This is a genomic window from Thermoflexibacter ruber (assembly GCF_900113045.1).
In the GTDB taxonomy this organism is placed as follows: Bacteria; Bacteroidota; Bacteroidia; order Cytophagales; family Thermoflexibacteraceae; genus Thermoflexibacter; species Thermoflexibacter ruber.
Genome location: NZ_FONY01000001.1, coordinates 137,803 through 162,328, shown reverse-complemented (window position 1 = coordinate 162,328; position 24,526 = coordinate 137,803). Strand labels below are relative to the sequence as shown.

The 24,526-nt window shown below is 37.0% G+C and carries 20 protein-coding genes; 11 read left to right on the top strand and 9 right to left on the bottom strand.

Annotation, left to right across the window (positions count from 1 at the left end; all coding sequences use genetic code 11):
- The first annotated feature begins 3 nt into the window (after positions 1 to 3).
- The 10 genes from BM141_RS00615 to BM141_RS00570 all read left to right on the top strand — a co-directional run bounded on the left by BM141_RS00615 (position 4) and on the right by BM141_RS00570 (position 13,984).
- Complete coding sequence (locus BM141_RS00615) at positions 4 to 852, top strand: alpha/beta hydrolase (RefSeq protein WP_091538323.1); 849 nt, start codon at positions 4 to 6, stop codon at positions 850 to 852.
- 38 nt (positions 853 to 890) lie between these two features.
- On the top strand, positions 891 to 1,499 hold the full coding sequence (locus tag BM141_RS00610; protein ID WP_091538321.1) for a hypothetical protein: 609 nt from the start codon (positions 891 to 893) through the stop codon (positions 1,497 to 1,499).
- A 96-nt stretch (positions 1,500 to 1,595) separates the two neighbouring features.
- Positions 1,596 to 4,778 carry a ligand-binding sensor domain-containing protein gene (locus tag BM141_RS00605; RefSeq protein WP_091538319.1) on the top strand — a complete coding sequence of 1,061 codons (3,183 nt, stop codon included), beginning with the start codon at positions 1,596 to 1,598 and terminating at the stop codon, positions 4,776 to 4,778.
- 54 nt (positions 4,779 to 4,832) lie between these two features.
- On the top strand, positions 4,833 to 5,582 hold the full coding sequence (locus tag BM141_RS00600) for a Uma2 family endonuclease (RefSeq protein ID WP_091538317.1): 750 nt from the start codon (positions 4,833 to 4,835) through the stop codon (positions 5,580 to 5,582).
- A gap of 31 nt (positions 5,583 to 5,613) precedes the next feature.
- Positions 5,614 to 6,363, top strand: a complete 750-nt coding sequence (locus BM141_RS00595) for a LytR/AlgR family response regulator transcription factor (protein WP_091538315.1) — start codon at positions 5,614 to 5,616, stop codon at positions 6,361 to 6,363.
- Between the two features lie 311 nt (positions 6,364 to 6,674).
- The gene (locus BM141_RS00590) at positions 6,675 to 7,184 is read left to right on the top strand and encodes a hypothetical protein (protein WP_091538313.1); all 510 of its coding nucleotides are present in this window, start codon (positions 6,675 to 6,677) and stop codon (positions 7,182 to 7,184) included.
- A gap of 176 nt (positions 7,185 to 7,360) precedes the next feature.
- On the top strand, positions 7,361 to 7,834 hold the full coding sequence (locus BM141_RS00585; protein ID WP_091538311.1) for a hypothetical protein: 474 nt from the start codon (positions 7,361 to 7,363) through the stop codon (positions 7,832 to 7,834).
- 41 nt (positions 7,835 to 7,875) lie between these two features.
- Complete coding sequence (locus BM141_RS00580) at positions 7,876 to 10,575, top strand: trypsin-like peptidase domain-containing protein (RefSeq protein ID WP_091538309.1); 2,700 nt, start codon at positions 7,876 to 7,878, stop codon at positions 10,573 to 10,575.
- Positions 10,576 to 10,594: 19 nt separating this feature from the next.
- A complete protein-coding gene (locus BM141_RS00575) occupies positions 10,595 to 12,679 on the top strand; it encodes a WD40 repeat domain-containing protein (RefSeq protein WP_091538308.1) in 2,085 nt (694 codons plus the stop codon).
- Positions 12,680 to 12,682: 3 nt separating this feature from the next.
- Complete coding sequence (locus BM141_RS00570) at positions 12,683 to 13,984, top strand: hypothetical protein (protein ID WP_091538306.1); 1,302 nt, start codon at positions 12,683 to 12,685, stop codon at positions 13,982 to 13,984.
- 248 nt (positions 13,985 to 14,232) lie between these two features.
- On the opposite strand, the gene nqrE is transcribed toward BM141_RS00570, so the two are convergent.
- From nqrE to BM141_RS00535, 7 genes are all read right to left on the bottom strand, one after another.
- A complete protein-coding gene (nqrE, locus tag BM141_RS00565) occupies positions 14,233 to 14,844 on the bottom strand; it encodes an NADH:ubiquinone reductase (Na(+)-transporting) subunit E (RefSeq protein ID WP_091538305.1) in 612 nt (203 codons plus the stop codon).
- A gap of 79 nt (positions 14,845 to 14,923) precedes the next feature.
- The gene (locus BM141_RS00560) at positions 14,924 to 15,604 is read right to left on the bottom strand and encodes an NADH:ubiquinone reductase (Na(+)-transporting) subunit D (RefSeq protein ID WP_091538303.1); all 681 of its coding nucleotides are present in this window, start codon (positions 15,602 to 15,604) and stop codon (positions 14,924 to 14,926) included.
- Positions 15,605 to 15,639: 35 nt separating this feature from the next.
- The gene (nqrC, locus tag BM141_RS00555; protein ID WP_091538302.1) at positions 15,640 to 16,455 is read right to left on the bottom strand and encodes an NADH:ubiquinone reductase (Na(+)-transporting) subunit C; all 816 of its coding nucleotides are present in this window, start codon (positions 16,453 to 16,455) and stop codon (positions 15,640 to 15,642) included.
- Complete coding sequence (locus BM141_RS00550; RefSeq protein ID WP_091538300.1) at positions 16,442 to 17,668, bottom strand: NADH:ubiquinone reductase (Na(+)-transporting) subunit B; 1,227 nt, start codon at positions 17,666 to 17,668, stop codon at positions 16,442 to 16,444. Before BM141_RS00550 ends, nqrC begins: the two co-directional genes overlap by 14 nt.
- A 171-nt stretch (positions 17,669 to 17,839) precedes the next feature.
- Positions 17,840 to 19,216: a Na(+)-translocating NADH-quinone reductase subunit A gene (locus BM141_RS00545; RefSeq protein WP_091538298.1), complete on the bottom strand. Its 1,377-nt coding sequence runs from the start codon at positions 19,214 to 19,216 to the stop codon at positions 17,840 to 17,842.
- Positions 19,217 to 19,421: 205 nt separating this feature from the next.
- On the bottom strand, positions 19,422 to 19,697 hold the full coding sequence (locus tag BM141_RS00540) for a hypothetical protein (RefSeq protein WP_091538297.1): 276 nt from the start codon (positions 19,695 to 19,697) through the stop codon (positions 19,422 to 19,424).
- Between the two features lie 250 nt (positions 19,698 to 19,947).
- Complete coding sequence (locus BM141_RS00535; protein WP_245763949.1) at positions 19,948 to 20,601, bottom strand: RNA polymerase sigma factor; 654 nt, start codon at positions 20,599 to 20,601, stop codon at positions 19,948 to 19,950.
- Between the two features lie 367 nt (positions 20,602 to 20,968).
- Here BM141_RS00535 and BM141_RS00530 point away from each other — a divergent pair, with 367 nt between their 5' ends.
- Positions 20,969 to 22,729 (top strand): family 43 glycosylhydrolase, encoded by a 1,761-nt coding sequence (locus BM141_RS00530; protein WP_091538296.1) that lies wholly within the window; start codon positions 20,969 to 20,971, stop codon positions 22,727 to 22,729.
- A 9-nt stretch (positions 22,730 to 22,738) separates the two neighbouring features.
- Here BM141_RS00530 and BM141_RS00525 read toward each other — a convergent pair whose 3' ends face one another.
- Together BM141_RS00525 and BM141_RS00520 are read right to left on the bottom strand one after the other, a co-directional pair.
- Complete coding sequence (locus BM141_RS00525; RefSeq protein WP_091538295.1) at positions 22,739 to 23,869, bottom strand: trans-sulfuration enzyme family protein; 1,131 nt, start codon at positions 23,867 to 23,869, stop codon at positions 22,739 to 22,741.
- Positions 23,870 to 23,999: 130 nt separating this feature from the next.
- On the bottom strand, positions 24,000 to 24,326 hold the full coding sequence (locus BM141_RS00520) for a HesB/IscA family protein (RefSeq protein WP_091538294.1): 327 nt from the start codon (positions 24,324 to 24,326) through the stop codon (positions 24,000 to 24,002).
- Positions 24,327 to 24,526: the final 200 nt, after the last annotated feature.

Genomic DNA, 24,526 nt, shown 5'->3' with positions numbered 1-24,526 from the left:
TCAATGGAAACTTTTGATTTTGATTGGCAAAGTACAGATGATTTAAAAATCTATGGTAAGTGTTGGCTTCCTGCTGCTATTACACCCAAAGCGATGATATGCACGGTTCATGGCTTTGCTGAGCATATAGGCAGATACGAACACGTAGCCCAATACATGAACAAACAAGGGTATGGATTCATTGGTTTTGACCAAAGAGGACACGGCAAATCAGAAGGACAACGCGGGCATACACCCAACTATGAGGCTTTACTAACCAATGTCAGCGAGTTTATTGCCCTTGTTAAAGAAAAATTTAATGGACTGCCCCTATTCCTATACGGACATAGCATGGGGGGGAATATAGTAGCTAATTTTGTGATTCGCTATCAGCCTAATTTTTTGCAAGGGGCAGTCATCACAAGCCCTTGGCTCAAATTAGCGTTTAATCCCCCTGCATTCAAACTTTGGTTAGGCACGCTCATGGCAAAAATATATCCTGCTTTCAAAGATAAAAGTGAACTGAATGCACAAGAATTATCTCATGACCCTGCTATAGGACAGGCTTATCTTGCTGACCCCTTAGTGCATCGTTCTATTTCTGCCAAAATGTTTGTAGAAATCACCAAAGCGGGGCTATTCGCTATAGCCCATGCCAAAGAGTTTAATTTACCACTCTTGCTGATGCACGGAACAGGAGATAATATCACTTCGCACCAAGCCACCCAAGAGTTTGCTAAGCAAGTACCAGCCAACTATCTCACTTTCCAACTTTGGGAAGCCATGAAACACGAACTGCACAATGAAATTGTGAAAGAACAAGTACTATCCACTATGAACGACTGGATAAAAGATAGGCTATCCATAAGTTAAAAATTTAAAATATCAAAAATCTAATGTAGCACACCACCATGAGAACTATTATTTTTTCTTTATTTTTCACTTTGTTTGTATTTACTTCAAGCGTTGCTCAAACATCTGTGATGGATTTTTTTAACGCCAGAATGAAAGCCTACAAAGCCGAACTTCGCAAAGGCAAGATAACCGATGAAACGCCTTTCCAAAACAATAAAAATATTACCGTCAAAGACATTAAAAATGGCTTTCTTAGATATGATTTACCTTATGCAGAAGGCTTTGAGGAAATGGCTTATTATATTCCTACACAAGGAAATAAGTTTGCTGTCATAGCTTCTTTTGCTTGCGGACCTGCTTGTGAAACAGATTTACCTACATTTTACGAGTTAGAAAATGGGAATCTGGTGGACAAAACGGACAAATACCTGCCCAAAGCTACCAGAGAAGAAATCAAAGAGGCATTAACTAAGGCTGAGTCTAAAATAGTGCTGTCTGACAAAGATGCTTCTTTGGGAATGTGGGTAAAAGTTCCTCAACAAGGCACTACTATCTTCATAGGTTTTAAAGAAGATGCAGGAATAAGTGAAGATGGTAAGTTTCACCAAATCTATGAGTTAGTATATACCCGAGCTAACGGAACTTTCAAAGCAGTGAGAAAGTAAAGAGAAGTAAAAAAAATTAGATATTTATATTAGGAAACCAGCTATGCCAACTAATTCAAATGATATTAAAACTTTCAATAATCACTTTGCTTTCAAATGCGGTTTCTATATACATCATTTGCATTTATATTGAGCCTTTCTACTTTTGCTCAATCTCCTACTGTTAAGTTCAATCATTTTACTACCGACAACGGCTTGGTATCCAATGAAATCAAATCACTCTTTACAGATAGTGAAGGTTTTATATGGATAGGGACAAGAAATGGGCTAAGTCGTTTTGATGGGAAAAATTTTAAAAATTATAAACACAACCCAGAAGATAGTTTATCTATTTCCAATAATTACATTTGGCATATCCATGAAACCGCAGATGGTTTACTTTGGTTTGGAACAAAAAATGGATTGACCGTTTTGAACAAAAAAACAAATCAGTTTAAAACGTATTATCATCAAAAAAATAATTCTAATTCTTTGATTGATAATGATATAAGAGAAATTTTAGAAGACGAAAACGGAATAATTTGGTTAGGAACAAAAGATGGATTGACTGCTTTTGACCGCAAGAAAGCACAATTTACAAACTACAAAACACCCAACCCGCAAGATGCCAGTAAACCTAACAGCATTTGGGCAATGTGTTTAGACAAAAACAAAACACTTTGGATAGGAACAGCGCAAGGTTTGTTCATTTTTGATAGGGAAAAGGGGGATTTTCTCTTGCAACCTTATCGTTACAGAGGGAAAGACAATGCTTTTATTGAACTTTATGAGGACAAAGAGGGCAATTTGTGGGCAAGTTCGAATGGAGGTGGAGTTTACCTAATTCCGCCAAGCAGAGAAAGAGAAAAAGTACGGATTTTTCATGCGGATTCCACAGATAATCAAGGATTTAAAGGAAGAGCAACGAATAAAATCCGCCAAGATAAACATGGGCTTATTTGGTTTCTGAATGCAGAAGAAGGTGTTTCTGTCTATAATCCTCAAAATAAACGTTTTACGAATTATGAAAAAGATGCGCGTAATCCCTATTCGCTTTCCAATAACTCCACAGGTGGTTTTTGTGAAGATAGAAGTGGTAATATTTGGATTGGTACTTACCAAAGTGGGCTAAATTACTCCGACAATCGCCAAAAAGGCAAAGCGTCTTTTCAGCTATTCCAACATTCCCCATTTATACCTAATCAACTACCTAACCAAGCCATTGCCGCTATTTTTGAGGATAGTGAAGGTTTATTATGGATAGGAACGTATGGAAAAGGGATTAGTGTTTATAATGGAAATAGTCAAACATATACAAATTATACAAAAGAAAATACACAAGGTGTGCTTTGCACAAATTTAATTGCAGGCTTTGCCGAAGATAGCAAGGGTAATATATGGGTGGCAACGGCTCATTGTGTGCGTTATTTTGATAAAAAGAGGGAAAAATTTGTTAGCGAAGTAAATAGCTTAATCCCCCAGATTGAATCAGAGTTTTTTGAAGGCACTTTAGCAAGCATTTACGAAGATAAAGAAGGAGTTTTTTATTTTGGAGGGAATGCGGGTCTTTTTAGGTGGCAAAATAATTCTTTTAAAAAGTGGAAGGTTTTTAAAGACTTAAAAGAGCAAGAACAAAAGTTAGATAAAAACTCACCCATTATCGAGGATTCTAATGGTTTGCTTTGGATAGGAAAAGGTGCAATCAATCGAGGTATTTTTTCTTTTGATAAAAAGACAGAAAAGTTTACGCACTATCTTCTCGAGCCTGATAAAACGAATGGACTTGCAGATGAAAATATTTATAACTTGGCATTCGATTCGCAGGGCACACTATGGGTTGCTACTTCAGAAGGTCTGTATTTCAAAGAGAAAAATCAGACCAAATTTTCCTCCATTTCAGAAAAAGATGGCTTGCCCACCAGTATGATTTACAGCATAGTTATCGATAAAAAAGACAGGCTTTGGTTAGCTACTTCCGCAGGTATATGTAAAGTGAGTATTCGCAAAAATAAGAATATTCGTATCAATTGCTATGATGTATTAGACGGAGCAGTAGGAGCAGACCAAACTCATGTTAGAAATGCCCATTTTGTGGACAAAAATGGTTATATCTATTTTGGTGGCTCTAAAGGCTTTTGTAAGTTTCATCCTGACAGTGTTCAGGAAAATAACCTCGCTCCTGCTATATTTTTCACTTCATTCAAGTTATTTGAGCAAGAATATCGCTTGGATACTGCAATTATGTATAAAAAGCATATTACACTCACACATGAGCAAAACTTCCTTTCTTTTGATTTTGCAGCTCTTAACTTCATTCGTCCTGACAAAAACCAATATGCCTACAAAATAGACGGACTTAACAAAAATTGGATTCCTCTTGGGAACAAAAGTACCGTTAGCATTGCGGGTTTAAAACCTAATACTTACACCTTAAAAGTAAAAGCAAGTAATAACGATGGAATATGGAATGAAGAAGGTACAAGCATAAGCATTACAATTCTGCCTCCTTGGTGGGCAACTTGGTGGTTTATTTCACTGATAATCATTACTATATCAGGGACTATCTATGGCATTTACCAATACAGAATTAAAGAAATCAGGAAAGAAGAGGCATACAAAAAAGAAAAGGAAAAAATGAAAGAAGCCTATAGCGTTTTACAAAACGATTTTCAAGAAGTTAATCAGAGGCTACATTCTGCTCGCATAGATACACACTTTTTAGCTAACTGTATGATAATGATAAATAATTATATCAATAAAGGAGATGCACAAGAGGCTACAGAGGCAATGAACGACTTGAATAGACTATATCGCCTTTTGCTTTATCATTCAGGTAAAAAAATAATTTCTCTCAAAGAAGAATGTGACTTTTTAGAAGTTTATGTACGAATGAACCAGCGCAGATTTGATAATAGCTTTGATTATGACGTAATTAACAAAGAAAATATAGACTTGGAAAGTGTAGAGATTCCTCCTTTGCTTTTGCAACCTTTTGTAGAAAATTCCATTCTGCACGGGCTAAGGAATATAAATAAAAGAGGGAAATTGGCATTGGAAATATTCTCGAGGAATGAACTTTTACATATCTTGGTAGAAGACAACGGGATAGGGAGACAAAAAGCTGGCGAACTAAATGGGAAATTCCACCACAAGCGCCAATCGGTAGGGCTGGCACTCACCGAAAAAAGAATAAGAGATTTATTTGACAATGAGTTGGTTAGTCCTTTGGAAATCACAGACTTGGTAGATGAGCAAGGCAAGCCAGCAGGCACAAGGGTAGTGTTAAAAATTCCGTATTGATTATTGTACTATTTTCAAGAGAAATGATTATTTTCGTAAAAAAATAAATTTGAGATGGAAAACATGACCGTAGTAGATTTTGTCATAGAACCGCCAAACGTAGAACATCTCGTAACCGAAGACGATACGCCTGTGGACAATATATTTTCAGAAAAGCAGCAACGCCTTTTGGTAGATGCGCTTTTTGCCTCTATGCCTTTTGGCGACCGCCCTTTTGTTGCTTCTGCTAATGTAGGGATTTATTATGGTATTAACAAACCTGCCGTAGTACCTGATATGTTTGTGAGTTTAGACGTGAACTACCCGCCTGATATATGGGAAAAGGCAAATCGAGTGTATATGATTTGGCAGATTGGGAAAAACCCTGACGTTGTGATAGAGATAGTTTCCAATGCGGTAGGCAATGAAGGCGGCAAAAAGTTTGATATTTATGCCAACATTGGGATTCCTTACTATGTGGTGCTTGACCCCTTGCTTTTTATTAACAAGCAAGTGCTTAATATTTATGAAAACAGAGGAGGTTATTACTATCACAAAGAAAATCAATTTTTAGAGCGTATAGGTTTGGGACTTACACTTTGGCGAGGCAAATACGAAGAGAGAGAAGACGAGTGGTTGCGCTGGACAGATAGCAGTGGCAATTTGTTGCTCACAGGCGTAGAAAGCACTTTGTTAGAAAAGCAACGTACTAATGCAGAAAAACAGCGTGCTGACGCAGAAAAACAGCGTGCTGACGCAGAAAAACAGCGTGCTGATAAACTTGCTGAAAAACTCAAAGCATTAGGAATCAATCCAGAAGACTAAAAAAATATGCTACTTAAACTTTCAAAATTGTATGTTGTTATCCGCTATTATCATTGATGATGAAAAACATTGTAGAGAGCATTTAAAAAATTTATTAATTCAGCACTGCCCAGAAGTACACCTTCAAGGCACCTGTACCTCAGCTGAGGAGGGGCTAAAAGCGATAGAGCGCAAAACGCCTGACCTTGTTTTTTTAGATGTTGAAATGCCACAAATGGATGGATTTCAGTTTTTACAGGCTTTGCCAAAACTTGATTTTCATATCGTTTTTACGACCGCCTTCCAAGAATATGCTGTCCAAGCCTTCAAAGTCAGTGCCTTAGAGTATTTGCTCAAACCTGTAGGCTTAGACGACCTGAAACTTGCTATACAGAAAGCTATCCAGAGGAGCGGAGAACTAATGAACCAAGAACGCCTTGTGGTTGCTTTGCAGACCCTCAATAGTAAATTATCTGCTTCGCAGCCAGTTTCTCTGCCCCATGCCAGGGGGTTCGACTTCGCTGATGCTAAAGAAATCATTTACTGCCAAGCAGAGCAAGGGAACATAAAAGTATGCTTTGCTGACGGAAAAACCAAAAATTATACACGTACCCTCAAAAACATGGCAGAAGCACTTGCTAATTACCAATTCGTTCAAATACACCGCGATACTGTGGTAAATTTGAACGAAATCAGAACTTTTCTTACTGGTGATATGCAACTGCTACTTAGTAATGGAGAGCGATTGCATATTGGTAGAACTTACCTGAATAACCTAAAAAAGGCTTTGTTTGCTCAATAAGCAAAAAAATTTTAGGCGGTTTATTGCCTTAAAATATCCGTTCATCTCTCAAAACGACTCACTCATCACCACTTGGAGAGTCGCAAAATTTAGGCGGTTTGCTTCCTATTTTTACATTTCTTAACTTTGTAATAAATCATTGATTTTAAAGACTTTTAATAAGCTATTGGGTGCGAATACGCATCACAATATTATCTTATTGCTTTTACTAAAGATATTGCTCGTAAAATTCGGCAAATGTAGAAATCTCTCAATCAGTTTTGTTGCTTTTAAACTTTCAAAATTATTTTATTTTAAATCTGTTTAGGACTATGAAAAATTCAAAATTCTTTCGTTTTTTTTTAAGTAATAGAGCAAGTCTCGGGCTGATACTCTTGGCTTTGTATGCTTGCAATAAAAGTAGTGATGTTGTTGAACCAGAAGCCAGTGTAGCCAAGTTAATTAGTGGTAATTATACAGGGGGAACAAGGTATAATGCAAGTTTTTGCAGTGGTATATGTGCGCCACCTGTAACCTACATTTCAAGTAATGCAACAGCAATTTTAGTAGCGGTCAATGATACTACTGTAAACGTTCAGGTAAATTCTACAAGTAATTCCGTACCACCGAGGACAATGCCCAATGTAATAATGCGTAGAAGTAATAACAATCCAGATGAAATAGAAGGGAAAAGAGGTAACTACAAAGTAACTATTTCTGGTGCTACTATTAGAGTAAGATTTCTTGATGATGTTGGAAGTTGTACCTGTCCTTGCAATACGCCAATTTGCATAAGCTCGATTGTGTATAGTGAGTTAATTTTTGAAGGGATTAAGAATTAAGGACAGAAAAGTTATTTGATAGTCGCAAGCATACATAATATTCAGCGAGAGAGTTATGAACAGGTGAATTAGGATTACGGGTGAATTAGGATTAATAGAATAAATATTTTGGCAAAAAATACTCTTAGGCATTTACTATCTATCATTTATTTTCACTTTTAAAAAATTAAAAAATTATGAAAAAATTACTTTTTTTATTTTCACTATGCCTTTTAGGTTTTGTATTTGCCTCAGCAACATCTCCATATAAAGTAGATAGTAGTTTGGTAAACAAGCAGCTAAGCTATGATGTACTTAAAAATTTAGCTATTCAACAAAAAAATGCTCCCTTGACCTTGAAAGAGAAGTTAGCACTTAGGCTAGTTGCTCATAAGCTAAAAAAACAAGATGATAGACCTATGCACTGGTCGGGTATTACTTCGTTTGGCGCAGGTTTATTAAGTGTACTGCTGGTGCTTTTATTTCCTTTGGCTGGGTTAGTCCTTAGCGTCATAGGCATGACAACGGCAATCATTGGTTTTGGCAAAACAGGTTCTCGCAAAGACTATAAGGGGAAAGGCTGGGCATGGACAGGTTTTATATTTAGTTTATTGGTGTTGTTATTTTTTGTGTTAGGCATTGTGCTACTTAATATTATCTCTCTCAGTTAAATTTGCTTGATTCGTTCATCATCTTTTATTTTAGATATACTATGAAACCTCTAATTTGTTTTTTATATGCTTTTTTATCTATATATGGTGTTTTTTCCCAAGATAAGATTTATAAGAAAAATGGGAATGTAGTAAAGGTAAATATCACGCTTATTGATGAAAATAGGCGTGTAATTTCCTATACAAATCATGGGGAACGTACTCCTATCAATATGATGAGTTTTGAAGAATTTGAGAAAATCGTTTATGAAAAGCCCAATAAAAAGCCCTACAAGCCCACAGAGAAAAAGGCAGAAGTGAAAGACTATGACCACCAAAAAGATACAGATTCTCCTAACAAAACTCTCAACTTTAATAAAGAGAAAGATGAAAGGAAAGTAAAAACTACAAGTTCTGAGGTGAGGAAGGTTAGAGAATATTTTGACATGGATTGGAATAGATTAAAAGACAAAAAAGGAGCAGCTTATTATCGAGAAATTGGCTACAGCAAAGAGGGACAGCCTGAAGGTGTAGTGAAAGACTATCAAATAAACGGAGAATTGCAATGGGAAGGTAGGTTTACTAAGGTAGATAGCCTTGACGATAAATTAAATATCTTGGACGGTAAATGTACTTGGTACTATCCAAATGGCAGGAAGCAAAAAGAAGTAGATTATAAAGAGGGGGTTTATGATGGCGAGTACAAAGAATATTATGACACTGGCAAGCTCAGATATGAGGCTGTATTCAAAAATAATATACTCATGGACAAGCGTTACGTAGAGTATGACGAATACGGGAAGGGAGAGCTTATTGCAGAAGAAGCATTTACTGATAATAAAAATAACTGGGCAATAGGTACTGTAGCTGAGGGTAGCTCACAAATACTAAACGATTTAGAAGAAACGGGTTACTTAATAAAAACGAATAGCAAAGCAAGTGTTATTACGAGGTGGGCAAACTTCCCCTTGGAAAGCCAAGAAGTAAACTATACAGTAGAGGCACGTATCAAAAGCAAAGAGATTAAAGGTAGCTCTGAAGTAGGTTTGATTTTTGGATTGCGAAATCCAGATAACTACTATATGTTCTTACTCAATATTTCAAGCGATGAGTATGCTATAGTAAGAAGATATGAAGGCATTAATGCTAACATTAGTAGCTGGCGTAAACTCCCTAAAAAAGGTATTATTAATGATAGAGAAGGGGAAGAGAATGTTATCAAAATTTTTAAACTCAAAGAAAGCACCTTTTTCTTTATCAATGGACTGCAAGTGAAAATGATAGAAGAAAGCTTACCTCTCTACGGTAATAATTTTGGTTTCTATGTAAGTGGCAAAGGGACAGAAATTATTGCAAAATACTTGAAAGTTAAGCAACCCTACTTTAAACCTCAAGAAGAAAAGAAAAAAGAAAGTAAGCCCATAGTGAAAGGTACTACGCTGGCAGGGAATTGGGAAGGTAATGGTTCTGGCATTATCATCTCAAAGCAAGGTCATATTACTACAAACTACCACGTAATAGAAGGGGCAGAAGAAATGGAAGTAGATTTACTACAACCTGATGGCTCACGTAAATCGTATAAAGTGAAGTTAATAGAAACAGATAAAACACACGATTTAGCAATTTTGCAGATAGATGACCCCAAGTTTAAACCCTTCCAGAATATCCCTTATACACTGAAAGCCCAACCTATGGACGCAGGAGAAGATGTTTTTGCAATGGGGTATCCCTTGGCAGATATGATGGGCAAAGCCGTAAAAACCACCAATGGTACTATTAGTTCCATATCTGGCTACAAAGACGATAAAACTACATATCAAATATCTGCTCCTATCCAACCTGGTAATAGTGGCGGACCTCTATTTGACAAAGAAGGCAACTTAGTTGGTATTACCAATGCAGGTATTCCCTCTGCGGACAATGTGGGCTATGCGATTAAAATAAAATATGTTAGAGATTTGATAGAAGAATTACCAAGTACTTTCGACCTACCTAATGGCAAAAATGCGCTTAATAAACCTCTTAAAGACCAAATTAAAATTTTACAACCTTTTGTTGCTATTATCAAAACCAAAGGTAGGGCATTAGGAGAAGAGGAAGAGGAAACAGATGAAAGAAAGCCTAAAAATAATGATAATAGGGCAAAAGCTAAAGGAGAGAAAGAGGAAGATACCTCTATCAAGAAAGCCAGAGTAAAGGAATATTTTAAAATCAACGATGCTGTGCCTTTGGACAGGGAAACAGGTAAAGTAAGTTTTGTAGGTGTAGTGGAAATGCAAAGTATAACTAAAAATGCACTATTCCTGCGCGGTAAAGAATGCTTCCTCAAATTATACGGTACCATGAAAGGTATTTTAGAAATAGAGGATAAGGAAGAGGGCAAGTTAGTCGGTACAACTTTTGAGCCTTTTAATGTCAATCCAAGCACGGGGGCTATCATAAGTGGGGTAGTTTTAGACCTTCTAAGCGGTGGAACTGCCGCCACTGACTACCTCAAAGACAATGCGAAATATAAAATTTGGTACACCCTAAAAATAGATGTAAAGGAAAATAAATACCGCTATGAAATCAGTGATATTTATTATACAGACAGTAACAAAAAGCGTTACTATCCTGAGCAGATAATCACTAACAAGCACTTATACAATGAAAAAGGTAAGTTAAACAACAAAAATGTGCAAGTAAAGCAAGCAACTATAGAAACTATCAATGTAATAGCCCATGTCATTAATAGCTATATGACAAAAACCAACGATTGGTAGAGAATAATATTAGGTTCAAATGAAACGACTAAAAGCATTTTTAACACTTACTTTCCTTTCTCTGCTATTACAAGTATGTGGTAGTGAGGAGATGCAAGAAATTATAGAGGGTATTCCAGACCCATCTCTACAAGAGGCAGCTCAAAAACTTTTTGCTGCTAATGAAGATACTACCTTGCGTACTACAGAGCAAACATCTATCTTAATCAGAAAAAACACCCTAACAAAAAATGGGCAACCTTTTGCTGGTAAGGCAAAACTCTATTACTACCAAGCAGACAATGCGGAAGAAACTCTCGTCAGTCAGCTCATTGATTTTTTAGGCAATCAAGACCAAGCCTTCGAGTCTGTAGCTATGTTTTTAACAAAAGCAACCACGGAAACTAATGAAAATCTCGAAATTGACAATGGCAAAGAAGTAGCAATTGCTATGCTTACAAAAACAGTAAAAGAAAAAGGATATGGTTATTATCAACTTGCAGGAATCAGTAGTGATTCTATCAAAACAATGAGCATTTTATCCCGTACTCCCTACTACAGCCTATATGCCAAAGGAAATAAACAAAAAATCACACGTTGGCAACTCATAAAAGCAGATGAAAAGGCTGAGGCGAACTTCCAATTCAAATTCAATATAGGAAAATTCCCTGAACTCTCCCAATATGCTGACTCAGTGTGGATTTTTATGGGTGAGGACAATAGTAATAACCCCTTGAACCCTAAAAATAAATGGGTATTGGAAGAAATATGGGACAGGTTTAGCTTTGTCCCAAGAGGGAACTATCAAAAAATCCTAAATATTAAAGCACATCAAGACAGAGTATATGCAGTTGCCTTCTCCCCAGATGGGCAAAAAATACTTACAGGCAGTGGAGATAGAACAGCAAAATTGTATAATTTAGAAGGAAAAATCTTAGCTACTCTGCAAGGGCATACAGACGAAGTAAAAGCAGTGGCTTTTTCCAAAGATGGGAATAAAATAGCCACAGGTAGTGCCGATAATACAGTAAGAGTTTGGAATGTAGCAGGCGAGCTTTTGCAAACTTTCAAAGGTCATCAAGATGCTGTATCTGGAGTAGGGTTCTCTGCCGATGGGCAAAAAATCGCTTCTGCGAGTTATGATGAAACCATAAAAATTTGGGCAGAAAATGGTAGTCTTTTACAGTCTATCAATGCCCATGATTCTTACATCAACTCCTTACAAATATCTCCTGACAACCAAACCTTTATTACAGGCAGTAGTGATAAAACTGCTAAAATTTGGGATTGGGCTGGCAACTCCAAAGCAATTCTTAGAGGACATAGATACGGTGTTTATTCTGTTACTTTTGATGCTACAGGTAAGCAGATAGCTACAGGAAGCGAAGATGGTACGGTAAAACTTTGGAACATTGCAGGAACGGAATTAGCCTCTTACAATATTGCTGGTGAGTCTGGGGTTGTGTATGCCGTTACGTTCACCCCTGATAGCAAACAGATTGTTACACAAAGTAAAGGCAAACTCATTTATTTTGAGATAGGGAGCAAACGCACTTTAGAACTACCTATCAGCGAATCGACTATTTATGGGCTAACTACTTCCCCTGATGGGCATTACCTACTCACTGCTAATTTTGATGAATCTGCTACACTTTGCCAACGGATAGAAGATAATGCAAATTTTTATACTATACAATTAGGCAACACAAATAAGCAGTTCTCTACTTCTGTCAAATCGTATACTAAAACTCAAACAAATGAAGTAAAAGTTTTTGATATTAAGCAATTTGGCATTTATGCTTATGGGAAGCCCTACAATTACGACCAAGCAATTTCTTGCAAGGCTAATTTTACTTTGCAAGGGCAAGAAATAAAAGGAGAGTTTAAGTTGTATCATCTGACCGGCAAAGAAGGCACTGCTATCATAAACTATAGCGAACAGAAATTATGGGTAAACTTTAAATATGTCCCTCAAGACAACAATAAAGTAGTCTTAATTTACAAGGGTAAGGTGAGTGTCATTGACAGTGAAAACTTTAAAAAGCAAGCGGAAAAATGTGCTTTTGACTTCCCCACCTCTTTAGAAAAACCTAATATAGAATTGCTTAAACAAAAATTACAGTAAAAAATGGAAGAAAATCTGCACGAAGATAACCAGCACTTACCTTCATGGTTAGAAGACATAAAAATTCGTACATGGGAAGTAGAGCTACTCATTTCTGGCTTTTTCTTAGTCGCACTATTGCAGTTTTCCGATTATTCTGAAATTATACGCTACTACGTAGTTTCTCGCTATTTAGATTTTATAGGAGCAACTGCTTTGGCATTGCTAATTGAGTTTGGGGCAAAAGGACTTTTAATAGGGTTTTTAACTCATTTAATTTTACGAGGTATTTGGGCGGGCATGATAGGTCTGTACGCAGTATATCCGCAGGGCATGAACCAAATTTATGAACAATATACTCAACAATTCAAAGAACATATCAAACACAATTTAAGCATTTTAGATAGTATAAAGCGGTTGGAAAAATTATGCAGACTACTTTTTTCTATCTCTTTTCTTTATTTCCTTACTATCCTAAGTTTTACTATTTATGCTTTAGTAGCACTCATTTCTATATCATTTGTCATCAATATTCCCTACATAGGCAACATCTATGCTATCATTATTAGTAGCATTGGTTTCTTATATTTAGTTGATTTTCTGAGCCTTGGCGATATTAAAAAGATAAAATGGTTCAGTAAAGTTTACTATCCTATCTATTTATTTATGAATTACTTAACCTTATCTTTCTTGTATAAAAATATTTACTATACCTTAATAGGCAACATTAAAAAATGGAAATTACTCTTGATATTCATTAGTCTTATGACTATATCTTCCTTCTTATTTATATTCAACAGGTTAGGTGCTGGCATAGGTGAAGGAAGAAAATATTTGACTTATGCTAACTTCCAAGAGCATGAAATGGATTGGCGGCACTATGAAGACCGTTTTGTAGATAATGGGAATGCCTCAGATAAATTTATTTATCGTGTTTCTATCCCAAGCTATACTGTAGAAAGCGATTTTCTGCAAATATTTATAGTCCACACCATCGGATTTGAAGACAATATGCAAGAAATATGCAAAGAGCAGGAAAAATCTATAAAAAAAACTACCTATGAACGAAGGAAAGAATATTCGCATCAAAATTTAGATTGCTTATCTCAATTTTATCAAGTCAGTGTTAATGACACACTCAAAAATAATCTTCATTGGCGATATTATGAAAATCCTAAAACAAAAGAAAGAGGAATAATTACCCATATAAACATAAAAAATCTTGAAAACAAAGAACATATACTTAAGGTCAAATTAGCAGTCCAGTTTAAGTCAGCCTCTCCTTATTTGGCTTACATCCCTTTCTGGAAACAAGAAAAAAGCTAATTGACTTATTTTAGTCTGTTTCTTAGATTGCGTTTTAGTTCCTTAAAAATAAATCTCTTTTATAAACGACTTGGCTGAGAGTTTGGCAGGTAAAAAAGTAAAGGCAGGAATTTCACCAAACCTATGAGTTAGTCTATACCCGAGCTAACGGAACTTTCAAAGCGGTGAGGAAGTAAAAACAAAAGACAACAGAAATTATCATTTGATTGCTCCGTTGTCTTTTACTAAATTAATGCTTATTTATGTTTTTATAAAGTAATACCCATGAAAGACATGAAGGCGATACCCATTAAGCCTGTAAGAATCATAGTGATACCCAAACCACGTAAAGGTGCAGGAACATTAGAATACTTCAAACGCTCTCTGATAGCCGCCAAAGCAATAATAGCTAACCACCAACCTATGCCTGAGCTAAATCCAAATACGACAGACTCTGCAAAAGTATAATCTCTCTGCACCATAAACAAGCAAGAACCTAAGATAGCACAGTTCACGGCAATCAGAGGAAGGAAAATACCAAGAGAGCCATAGAGCGTAGGCGAGATTTTCTCAACCAACATTTCTACCAACTGTACCGTAGCCGCAATAGTAGCGATGAAGGTAATGAATTGTAAAAATTCTAAGTTTACCTCTGCAAAATCAGGGCTAAGCCATACTAAAGCACCTTCTTTCAATACGTACTCTTGCAAAACCCAACTTAAAGGTACGGTAATGGTCAATACGAAGATAACAGCCGCACCTAAGCCCATTGCTGTAGATACTTTCTTAGAAACTGCTAAAAATGAGCACATTCCCAAAAAATAGGCAAAAACCATATTTTCTATGAATATCGATTTTATACCAAGATTTACTAATTCCATCTTCTTATTAGTTATAAGTTTGGAGTTATAAGTCATGAGTTATGAATAATTTATAACTCATAATTCATAACTAAATAAATTAATGTTCAGTATATTTATTAAAATGACGTTGTACCCAAATAATGATACCCAAAATCAAAAATGCACCCACAGGAGAAGTCATCAGACCATTAGTTGGGAAAGCCGCACCTGTCCAGCCTGTTTCAGAAATACCAATTGCCTCAAATACTTTGAAGCCAAAAACAGCACCAGAGCCAAACAACTCCCTAAAGAAAGCCACAGTCAAAATAATCCAAGCATAACCCAAACCATTGCCCAACCCATCTAAAACAGAATCATAAGGCTTATTTCCCATGGCATACGCTTCCAAACGACCCATAACGATACAATTAGTAATAATTAGACCTACAAATACGGAAAGTAGCTTAGAAACATCGTAAAAATAAGCTTTCAATACTTGGTCGACTACCGCCACTAAGGTTGCAATCACCGCTAACTGCACAATGATACGTATGCGTGTTGGAATCAAATTTCTGATAAGAGAAATAATGAAGTTAGACATTGCAACTACTACTGTTACAGCTATTGCCATCACAAGAGTTGGCTCCATTTTGGTAGTAACTGCCAATGCAGAACAGATACCAAGAACTTGTACCGTGATAGGGTTATTACTATTCAAAGGGTCATTAATAAGAGCTTTTCTTCTCTTTGAAAGTAATGGTTCTGAAGGTTTTACTTTTGCTACTGTTGTTTCAGCCATATTGATAGTTTTTTTATTTTCTTGCTAAATCCTTATTATTTAGATGTTTTATTTGTTGCTATTGTATCTACTACCAAGCCTGTTGTATCTATATTCACTTTCCCAGTGTCCATTACAGGCATCTCTTTGGGAGTAGCTAACTTTGCCTTTATTTTGTTCAGATAAGGTTGATAATAAGAAACATAGTTGTGAATCATTCTATTTACTCCATTTGCTGTCATGGTAGCACCAGACATGCCATCTACTTTGTGGTCATCTAAAGTATTCCCTTTCTCTGATTTTAGCATAGTTACTGATACAAAATTTCCACTTTGGTCATAGAGTTTCTTGTTCACGTATCTTTCCTGAATTTCTTTATCCGAAATTCTTGCTCCCAAACCCGGAGTTTCTGCTTTATGGTCAAAAACTACACCTTTAATGGTATTTAAGTCTGAAGAAAGAGCTAAATACCCCCAGATTCTATCCCAAAGACCGTTACCATAGATAGGTAAAATATACGCTTCTACCTCATTAGGATTATTTTCATCAACAAACTGGAATACGGGGTATTCTCTGGCTTCTGGGGCAAGTTTGTAGTTCTTGCCAATATCAACTTTTTCAGCAATTACCCCCTGCTTTTCATCTCCATTGGCATCGACTACCAATGATTTAATGCGCTTAGCATAAATGCTTTTGATGTCATCTCCTTCTTTGAAGTTCATGACTGCTCCAAGGATTTGCTTTTTGGTATCCAAATCCCTTGCTTCAGCTTGCCTCTCTCGCAAACCTACTGCTGACAAAGATAACATTGCACCTAAAATAATGGTACAAGCTACAGCGAATCCAATAATATATCCGTTAGATTGCTTCACGACGTACTAACCTCCTTTCTCTGCGTTTTTTGTTTGCTTCTATTACATAGTGGTCTATTAGTGGTGCAAATACATTCATCAAAAGCACAGCTAACATAATTCCTTCAGGATAAGCAGGATTTACTACTCTAATAATCACAGTAAGCACTCCAATCAAAAAGCCGTAAATCCACTTGCCCACGTTCGTATGGGAGGCTGACACAGGGTCAGTTGCCATGAATACCGCTCCGAAAGCTAATCCGCCCATAACTAAATGGTAGTGGGGGGGGATTTGAGCAAAGGTGTTACTACTCAATAGGTTAAATATCCAGCCCATTACATAAGCACCTGCAAATACACCAACAATGATTCTACCGCTTGCTACTCCTGTACCTACCAATATCAATGCCCCAACGAGTGCCATAAGTGTAGAGGTTTCTCCTACACAACCGGGAATAGCTCCCCAAAATAGATTCCAAAAGCTAAAAAGACCTTCTGACCAAGTTGCCGCAAATGCTTCTAATACAGGTTTGCCTTGCGTACCTGCTGAGGAGGCTATAGAAAGAGCAGTAGCACCAGAGTAACCATCTACTAAACCTTGTGTACCAAGTGCTATTACCTCACCATTTTCATTAGCAGTCCACACATCACCAGAAATTTGAGAAGGATAAGCAAAATATAAAAAGGCTCTGGCAGTCATTGCAATATTCAAAACGTTCATGCCTGTCCCCCCAAATACTTCTTTTGCCAGTACCACCGCAAAGATATTTGCCAAAGCAATTTGCCAAAGTGGAATAGTAACGGGACATATCAAAGGAACTAATAGTCCAGTAACTAAATACCCTTCATTGATAGGGTGTTTACGAATAATGGCAAAAATAACCTCCACCAGTCCTCCAGAAGCATAAGAAACAATTATCATCGGCACTACATACCATGCTCCAAAAAGGAACTTATCCATAAAAGACATTTCCTTGCCAAACGCCAAAGCGTGTTGATGACCTACATTCCACATACCAAAAAGCAAGCATGGGAGCATCGCAATTACTACGGTCATCATCAAGCGTTTCAAGTCAATAGCATCTCTAATCTGCACACCCTTGGGGGCAGTAGTGGTCGGAGGAGTAAACAAAAAGGTTTCCCCTGCCTCAAAAAGATAGAAAAACCTCTCAAACTTCCCTCCTTTTTCAAAGAGAGGTCTTTGTTTTTCTAAGATTTTATGTAAAAACTTCATATTTTTAATTGTAAATTATGAATGATGAGATATGAATTTAACTAAGACCGATAAAATACTCATATCTAACTTGTTCTAACTGCAATACAATACTTTGTGATAACTAAATGTTTCTAAATTAATAAGAATGAAAAATAACGAATAATGAATTCACAATTCGTAATTCAATCTTTAGCTTTCCCTTATCATATTGATTCCCTTTCGAATAATAGCTTGCAAATCTTGCTTAGCAACATCTACAAACTCACACAAAGCAAAATCTTCTTCTATAACCTCATAAATTCCTAAGGCTTCCATTGCATCATAATCATTTGCCAAGATAGCCTTGATAAGGTGCATAGGCAAAATATCCATAGGAAGTACTTTTTCGTAAGTCCCTGTAACCACAAAGGCGCGTTCCTCTCCGTTGGTACTTGTATCTAATACGCGCTCCTTATTAGGATTTAAGAAGGATAACAAGCCAAATGCCCTATGAAAACTTAACCTATCTGTAGGAGCGAGCCAGCCGTCAGAAAGTACAAATCTTGGTCTATCACCTTCTGGGATAACTGTAATTTGGTGGTCATAAAAACCAAGATGACCATTGGAGGCTATCTTATGTCCTGTCAGTACATTGCCAGAGATAAAACGAACGTGGTCATTTTTAATATTTCCTTTAACGTATTTCTCAATATTTGCCCCAATAAAAGTCTTGTAATACTGTGGGGAACTGACTTCCGAACCTACCAGTGCAATTATCTTAGAGGCATCATATTCTCCATTTAAAAAGAGTTTACCGATTTGAATTACGCCGTAAGGGTTTAATGTCCAGACTATTTCTCCTTTGTTGATAGGCGAAACATGGTGAATTTGTACGCCTACATTGCCTACAGGGTGCTTACCTTCAAACTTTTTCAAAATCACGTTTTTAGTACCGCCAAAGATTTTTGATACTTCTGCTTTGGCATTGATTCCCAAATAGATATTACAATTATGAGGAACAATTTTTTTCAAAACATCAATCCCTGCTTGGAAAAACTGCTCTTGCCCTTTGAAAATAAAATCATAGTCAGGAGCCAAAGGGCTGGAGTCGAAGGTAGAAATGAATATTGCTTTGGGAGTATCCTGAGGATTGGCGATGATGCCGTAAGGTCTTTGAATAATATTTGTCCAAACACCACTTCGGAGCAACTCAGGCATAATTTCTTCTTTGGTAAGGCTTGCTAACTGAGAAACTGTATAGCGTTCAAACTCCAAGTAGTCTATCTGCTTATCTGCTAAGATTTTTACTTCCAAGAGTTTACGCTTCTCACCTCTCTTAATCTCAACTACTTCACCACTTACAGGAGAGGTAAACATGACCTCTTCCATGCTTTTGTCAAAAAAAATCGGCGTGCCAGCCTTGACCAAATCGCCCTCTTGGACTACTACTTTGGGGCGTCCCATCCCAACAAAATCATCAGGCACAAGTGCCACTGTATCAGGATGAATATTATCAATGAGTCTTTTCTCTGCTTTGCCGACCAAGTTTATATCGAAGCCCTTTTTTAATCGGATAACGTCTGACATTGTGAATATGATTTTGATTAATTGCTTGTTGCTATTATATCAATTTTGAGCCAAAAATGTTTGAATTAATCGCAACATTTTATCGCTTGTGTAAGCTGATAAACCTACCCACGAGGAGTTGGGTTTTACCACTTCTTACAAAAACACTGCAATATTACTATTCAATTTTTAAAAATCAATCATTCAAAGAATGAATTTTGGATTTTTATTTGCGCTGATACTTTTGCTCTTGCTGAGGGAGGTTTTTCTGTTCTATTTTTTCTACTTTTTTTAAAATTTTGCTAAAATAGATGATGAGCAACACCATCAAGATAGAGATGATGAGGATGGGCAACTGCTTGTTAAGTCTGAGCAGGACATTGTGCAAGGACTTGCTTCGCCGCTTTTCCCTGTACTGCCGCAAAACCCGATGGAAGTTTTTGAACTCCTCGATTTCTTTGTCTTCTACCTCGGGCTTATTGATGTTGAGCTTGTATTTCATTAGAGTTTTTACTTGCTTATAATCAGCAAGTTAATTGAATAACTTTTTTGCATAATAACTTTAGAATACATATTTTACAGATGATACGTATTTTCACTGATGAATTACTCAAAAATCTGTGTTTTATCAGTAAAATCGGTATTATCCGTGTGCCATAAATGGTTAGAAACAATTTAGATAAATTAAAGATTTCTAATTTTCAAAAAACGTTTATAAAATTAACTCACTCATAATTAATAATTTATATAACTTATAACTCATAATTCCTCTTTGCTATTTTTTTTAGTTTCTCTATAATCCTGTATGTGCGTACTTTGGCGTTATTTTCGGTAATGTCTAAGATAAAAGCAACTTCCTTGAAAGGTCTGTCCTCAAAAAAACGCAATTCTAATAACTGCACTTCGTCCTCGTCCAACTCCTCCAATAGCTTGCTGATAAGCTCTGCCTTGTCCTTGTCGGGGACAGCTGCTTCTTTGAATACATTACTTATCTGCTCGTCCTCTACGCTGACCACTCTTTGGAAGTGCGAACCTCTGTAAAACTCATTGACTTGGTTAGTAGCAATGCGATAAAGCCAAGCCGAGAACGGCAGACCTTGAAACTTGTACTTAGGCAGGTTGAGCATTGCTTTGAGAAAAACCTGCGAAGCAAGGTCAGCGGTCGTTGCCTTGTCGTCTATGCGTCTAAGAATGAATAAAAAAATCTGTTTATAATACTTTTCATACAAGAAACCAAAGACTTCAGGGTGTTCAATGGCTTTTTTGATGATGTCATGTTCTTCTTGGATTTCTTTTTCAGATTGATGCACGCGCTTCTTTTTTACATTGCTGTTTTTAATTTTTTGCTTAATGCTTAAAGGTAGAGAAAAGTTACAATTATGCAGAAAATTTGTATTTATACTCAAAATAAAATGATTTTTCAATCCCTTTCTTTTGCTGAGAAAGGGACTTTGGTTCTCTGACACTTTGGGTGGAGTATGCCAATGAACAGTACTACATCTAACTTTAAGCCCGTAGGGGTGAAATATGCCACCGCTACGCGGTTTTATTCATTATTTTCTACAAAAATAGCACACCTACGGTGTTAGTCAAGGGCAGATGAAAGTCCATTGCTTACATAAGTTTTACACAGGAAGTGTCAGAGAAGCGGGACTTTTAGTAAAGAAAATTTCAAAAACACTTTTGATTGAGTATATCTTCTAATGAAAGTTTTTATTTTTACTAATGAATAAGTTTGCTTGTATATAGATAACTTTAAACCTCAAAGTAAATATGAAAATAAAAGCTATTTTACTCATTTTGTGCTTTATATACATCAATTTTTCCTCTTTGGCTCAACAACAAAAAACCTATTGTAACCCTATGGACATAGATTACAAGTACAATTTTGAGCAGTTGAATGATAGCATTTCCTATCGCTCAGGGGCAGACCCTGTCATCATTAACCACAAAGGGGAGTACTACCTATTTGTTACTATTTCTGGCGGTTGGTGGCACTCCAAAGACTTAGTGAATTGGCGATATATCGTTCCTGACAAGTGGCCTATGGAAGACATGTGCGCTCCTGCGGCTTTGTCAGTCAGAGATACGCTTTACCTTTTCCAATCTACTTTTGAGCAAAGACCTATTTTTTACAGCTTAGAACCTGAAAAAGGCAAGTTGTTGTTTTATAACCGTTGGTTGCCACGTCTTCCGCCTTTGATAGGACCTTGGGACCCTGCACTTTTTTATGATGAAGATACAGACCGTTGGTTTATGTACTGGGGTTCATCAAATACTTTCCCAATTTTTGGAGCAGAGTTGGACAAAAACCGAAGGCTTACCTACAAAAACAAAGACGATTACAGAGGCTTAATTTACTTAGACCCTAAAAATCATGGCTGGGAACGATTTGGACGCAATCATAGGGATACGATTCGTCCTTTTACCGAAGGAGCTTGGATGACCAAGCACAAGGGCAAGTACTTCCTCCAATATGGTGCGCCGGGAACAGAGTACAATGTCTATGCGAATGGGACTTACGTAAGTGATGACCCTTTGGAAGGATTTAAGTACGCTCCCTATAATCCTATTTCCTACAAACCGGGTGGCTTTATGACGGGGGCAGGACACGGCAATACTTTCCAAGACAACTTCGGGAACTATTGGAATACAGGAACGCCTTGGATAGCAGTGAATTGGAACTTTGAAAGGAGAATTGCGATGTTTCCCGCAGGCTTTGACAAAGACAACCAAATGTTCGCCAATACGCGTTTTGGAGATTTTCCTCATTATTTACCAACTCAAAAATGGGAAAACAAAGACGAACTTTTTACAGGCTGGATGTTGCTCTCATACAGAAAACCTGTAACAGCTACCTCGGTCAAAGATACTTTTCATACCGAAAAACTAACAGATGAAAACCCTCGCACTTTTTGGGTGGCTAAGCAAAATAAGTCTGGAGAAGAACTGGTCATGGATTTGAAAGAAGTTTTTGAAGTCAAAGCTATACAGATGAATTACACAGATTACAAATCCAATATCTATGACAACGACCCAGAGAAAGTTTATACCCAATTCAAACTTTACACTTCTCTTGACGGGAAAAATTGGAATTTAGTAAGAGATTTGACCCAAGAGCCTAAAAAAGACCGTCCCTGTGCCTACATAGAATTAGAAAAACCTATGAAAGCTCGCTACGTGAAGTACGAACATATTTATGTAGCCTCTCCCAATTTGGCTATCAGCGACTTCCGAGTTTTTGGCAATGGCTCAGGCAAAGTACCTCAAACGCCTAAAAAACTAACTGTCAGGCGAGATACAGACGAAAGAAATGCCTTCATTGCTTGGGAGAAAGTGCCTAATGCCGTAGGTTACAATATCCTCTGGGGCATAGCCAAAGACAAACTGTACCAAACTTACCAGATTTGGAATGATGAGCCTAATACTTTGGAACTAAGGGCTTTGACCGTAGGGCAGAAATACTACTTTGCGATTGAGGCTTTCAATGAGCATGGGGTTTCCAAAGTAAGTGAGATAGTAGGAGAACGCTAATCCACTATCTCATATCTTGGCTAAAACCTGCCCAAAATCTGCTATCAAATCGTCAATATGCTCTATGCCTACGGAAACTCGCAAAAGATTCTCAGGGCTTTTGGATAGTTCGCCCTCTACGGATTTACGATGCTCTATGAGGCTTTCTACTCCGCCCAAACTTGTAGCATGTCTGATGATTTTCATTCCAGAGGCTATTTGAAGGGCGGCGGTTTGTCCTCCTTTGACCAAGATAGAAAGCATACCTCCAAAACCATTTCTCATTTGTTTTTGAGCAAGCGCATGGTACTCATTATCTGGTAAGCCGGGATACATTACTTTTTCTATTTTAGGGTGCTGAGATAGGTAAGTCGCAAGTTGCATCGCATTGCTTGCATGGATAGGCATACGAGCATAAAAAGTAGCCAAACTTCTGCTCAACAGCCAACACTCGAAGGGGCTTGGCACAGCTCCCCCTATTTTTTGAAAATTTCGGACAAATTCAGTTACTGCACTTTGCTCTTTAAAAATTAATGCACCGCCTAATATATCGCTATGACCTCCTAAGTACTTAGTAGTAGAATGATGCACAATATCTATTCCCATAGCAAAAGGCTGTTGGAAATAGGGGGTTCCCCAAGTATTATCGCATACGGTCAGTAGTTTGTGAGCCTTTGCTATGTTTGCAATAGCTTGTAAATCAGTGATTTTAAGTTGAGGGTTTGAGGGGGTTTCAGTCCATATCAGTTTAGTTTTTGGTGTAATAGCCCGCTCAACCTCCTTCAGATTTGTCATATCTACGACTGTAAAAGACAAGCCCCATGAAGCATATAGCTTTTCCAAAATATTCCTTACCCCAAAGTAGATGTCATCAGGCAAAATCAAATGACTACCTGTGCCTAAACTTTGAAAAATAGCCATTGCCGCCGCCAAGCCTGAGGCAAAGGTAATACACTCTGTTCCCCCCTCCAATGCGTTCAATTTTTCTTCTAAGGCATGACGATTAGGGTTATCGTAACGGGAATACATGTAACCACTTGGGAAAGACAAGCCATCTTCGCCACGTTCAAAAGTGGTGGAAAGAATAATAGGTGGCATAATAGCATTGGAGGCATCAGCAAAATGCCCCGTATGAATAGCCTGCGTCTGAGGGTGTAACATAGCAAAAAAGGATTAAGATAAATATTGGCTTGCAATGATAGGGAATTAAAATAAAATGGTCAAATAGTTTCCTATCTGACCACTTCCATTCAAAAAGATAAAGTAAGTAGTATTAAAAATGACAAAAGAATCACACTGCAAAACTTTCCCCACAACCACAAGTACGAGAGGCATTAGGATTGATAAATTGAAAACCCTTGCCATTCAGACCATCAGAAAAATCAAGTGTAGTGCCTGCCAAATAAAGCAAACTTTTCTTGTCCACCATGATTTTTACGCCTTTGTCCTCGAAAACTCTGTCGTTAGGCAAGCTCGCATCGTCAAAATTTAAGTCGTACATCAAGCCTGAACAACCTCCGCCCTTGACCGAAACCCTAATATGATGATTCTCTGTTTTTCCTTCTTGGTTGCGAATCTCTACAATCTTATTTCTTGCTTTGTCTGTAATGCTAATCATATATTCAAATAAAATGATATGTCCTTTTTTTTGTAAAAGAGAAACTCGTTTTCTCTTAAAGAAATGTAATTTATCTTTTAAAATGAATTTAACTCATTTTTAGTTCCCTTAACTATTTGTTATTTTTTACTTGATAAGTACTTCAATCATTCTAAATGTCTTGGCTGGGGTAGTTGTTTTTACTCACTTACATATAAGAA

Coding starts and splice junctions, on each gene's coding strand:
- BM141_RS00520 (WP_091538294.1), bottom strand. CDS start 24,326: ATGATTAGCATTACAGACAAAGCAAGAAATAAGATTGTAGAGATTCGC.
- BM141_RS00605 (WP_091538319.1), top strand. CDS start 1,596: ATGCGGTTTCTATATACATCATTTGCATTTATATTGAGCCTTTCTACT.
- BM141_RS00560 (WP_091538303.1), bottom strand. CDS start 15,604: ATGGCTGAAACAACAGTAGCAAAAGTAAAACCTTCAGAACCATTACTT.
- BM141_RS00525 (WP_091538295.1), bottom strand. CDS start 23,869: ATGTTACACCCTCAGACGCAGGCTATTCATACGGGGCATTTTGCTGAT.
- BM141_RS00580 (WP_091538309.1), top strand. CDS start 7,876: ATGAAACCTCTAATTTGTTTTTTATATGCTTTTTTATCTATATATGGT.
- BM141_RS00600 (WP_091538317.1), top strand. CDS start 4,833: ATGGAAAACATGACCGTAGTAGATTTTGTCATAGAACCGCCAAACGTA.
- BM141_RS00595 (WP_091538315.1), top strand. CDS start 5,614: ATGTTGTTATCCGCTATTATCATTGATGATGAAAAACATTGTAGAGAG.
- nqrE (WP_091538305.1), bottom strand. CDS start 14,844: ATGGAATTAGTAAATCTTGGTATAAAATCGATATTCATAGAAAATATG.
- BM141_RS00545 (WP_091538298.1), bottom strand. CDS start 19,216: ATGTCAGACGTTATCCGATTAAAAAAGGGCTTCGATATAAACTTGGTC.
- BM141_RS00570 (WP_091538306.1), top strand. CDS start 12,683: ATGGAAGAAAATCTGCACGAAGATAACCAGCACTTACCTTCATGGTTA.
- BM141_RS00590 (WP_091538313.1), top strand. CDS start 6,675: ATGAAAAATTCAAAATTCTTTCGTTTTTTTTTAAGTAATAGAGCAAGT.
- BM141_RS00540 (WP_091538297.1), bottom strand. CDS start 19,697: ATGAAATACAAGCTCAACATCAATAAGCCCGAGGTAGAAGACAAAGAA.
- BM141_RS00530 (WP_091538296.1), top strand. CDS start 20,969: ATGAAAATAAAAGCTATTTTACTCATTTTGTGCTTTATATACATCAAT.
- BM141_RS00615 (WP_091538323.1), top strand. CDS start 4: ATGGAAACTTTTGATTTTGATTGGCAAAGTACAGATGATTTAAAAATC.
- BM141_RS00550 (WP_091538300.1), bottom strand. CDS start 17,668: ATGAAGTTTTTACATAAAATCTTAGAAAAACAAAGACCTCTCTTTGAA.
- BM141_RS00585 (WP_091538311.1), top strand. CDS start 7,361: ATGAAAAAATTACTTTTTTTATTTTCACTATGCCTTTTAGGTTTTGTA.
- BM141_RS00610 (WP_091538321.1), top strand. CDS start 891: ATGAGAACTATTATTTTTTCTTTATTTTTCACTTTGTTTGTATTTACT.
- BM141_RS00575 (WP_091538308.1), top strand. CDS start 10,595: ATGAAACGACTAAAAGCATTTTTAACACTTACTTTCCTTTCTCTGCTA.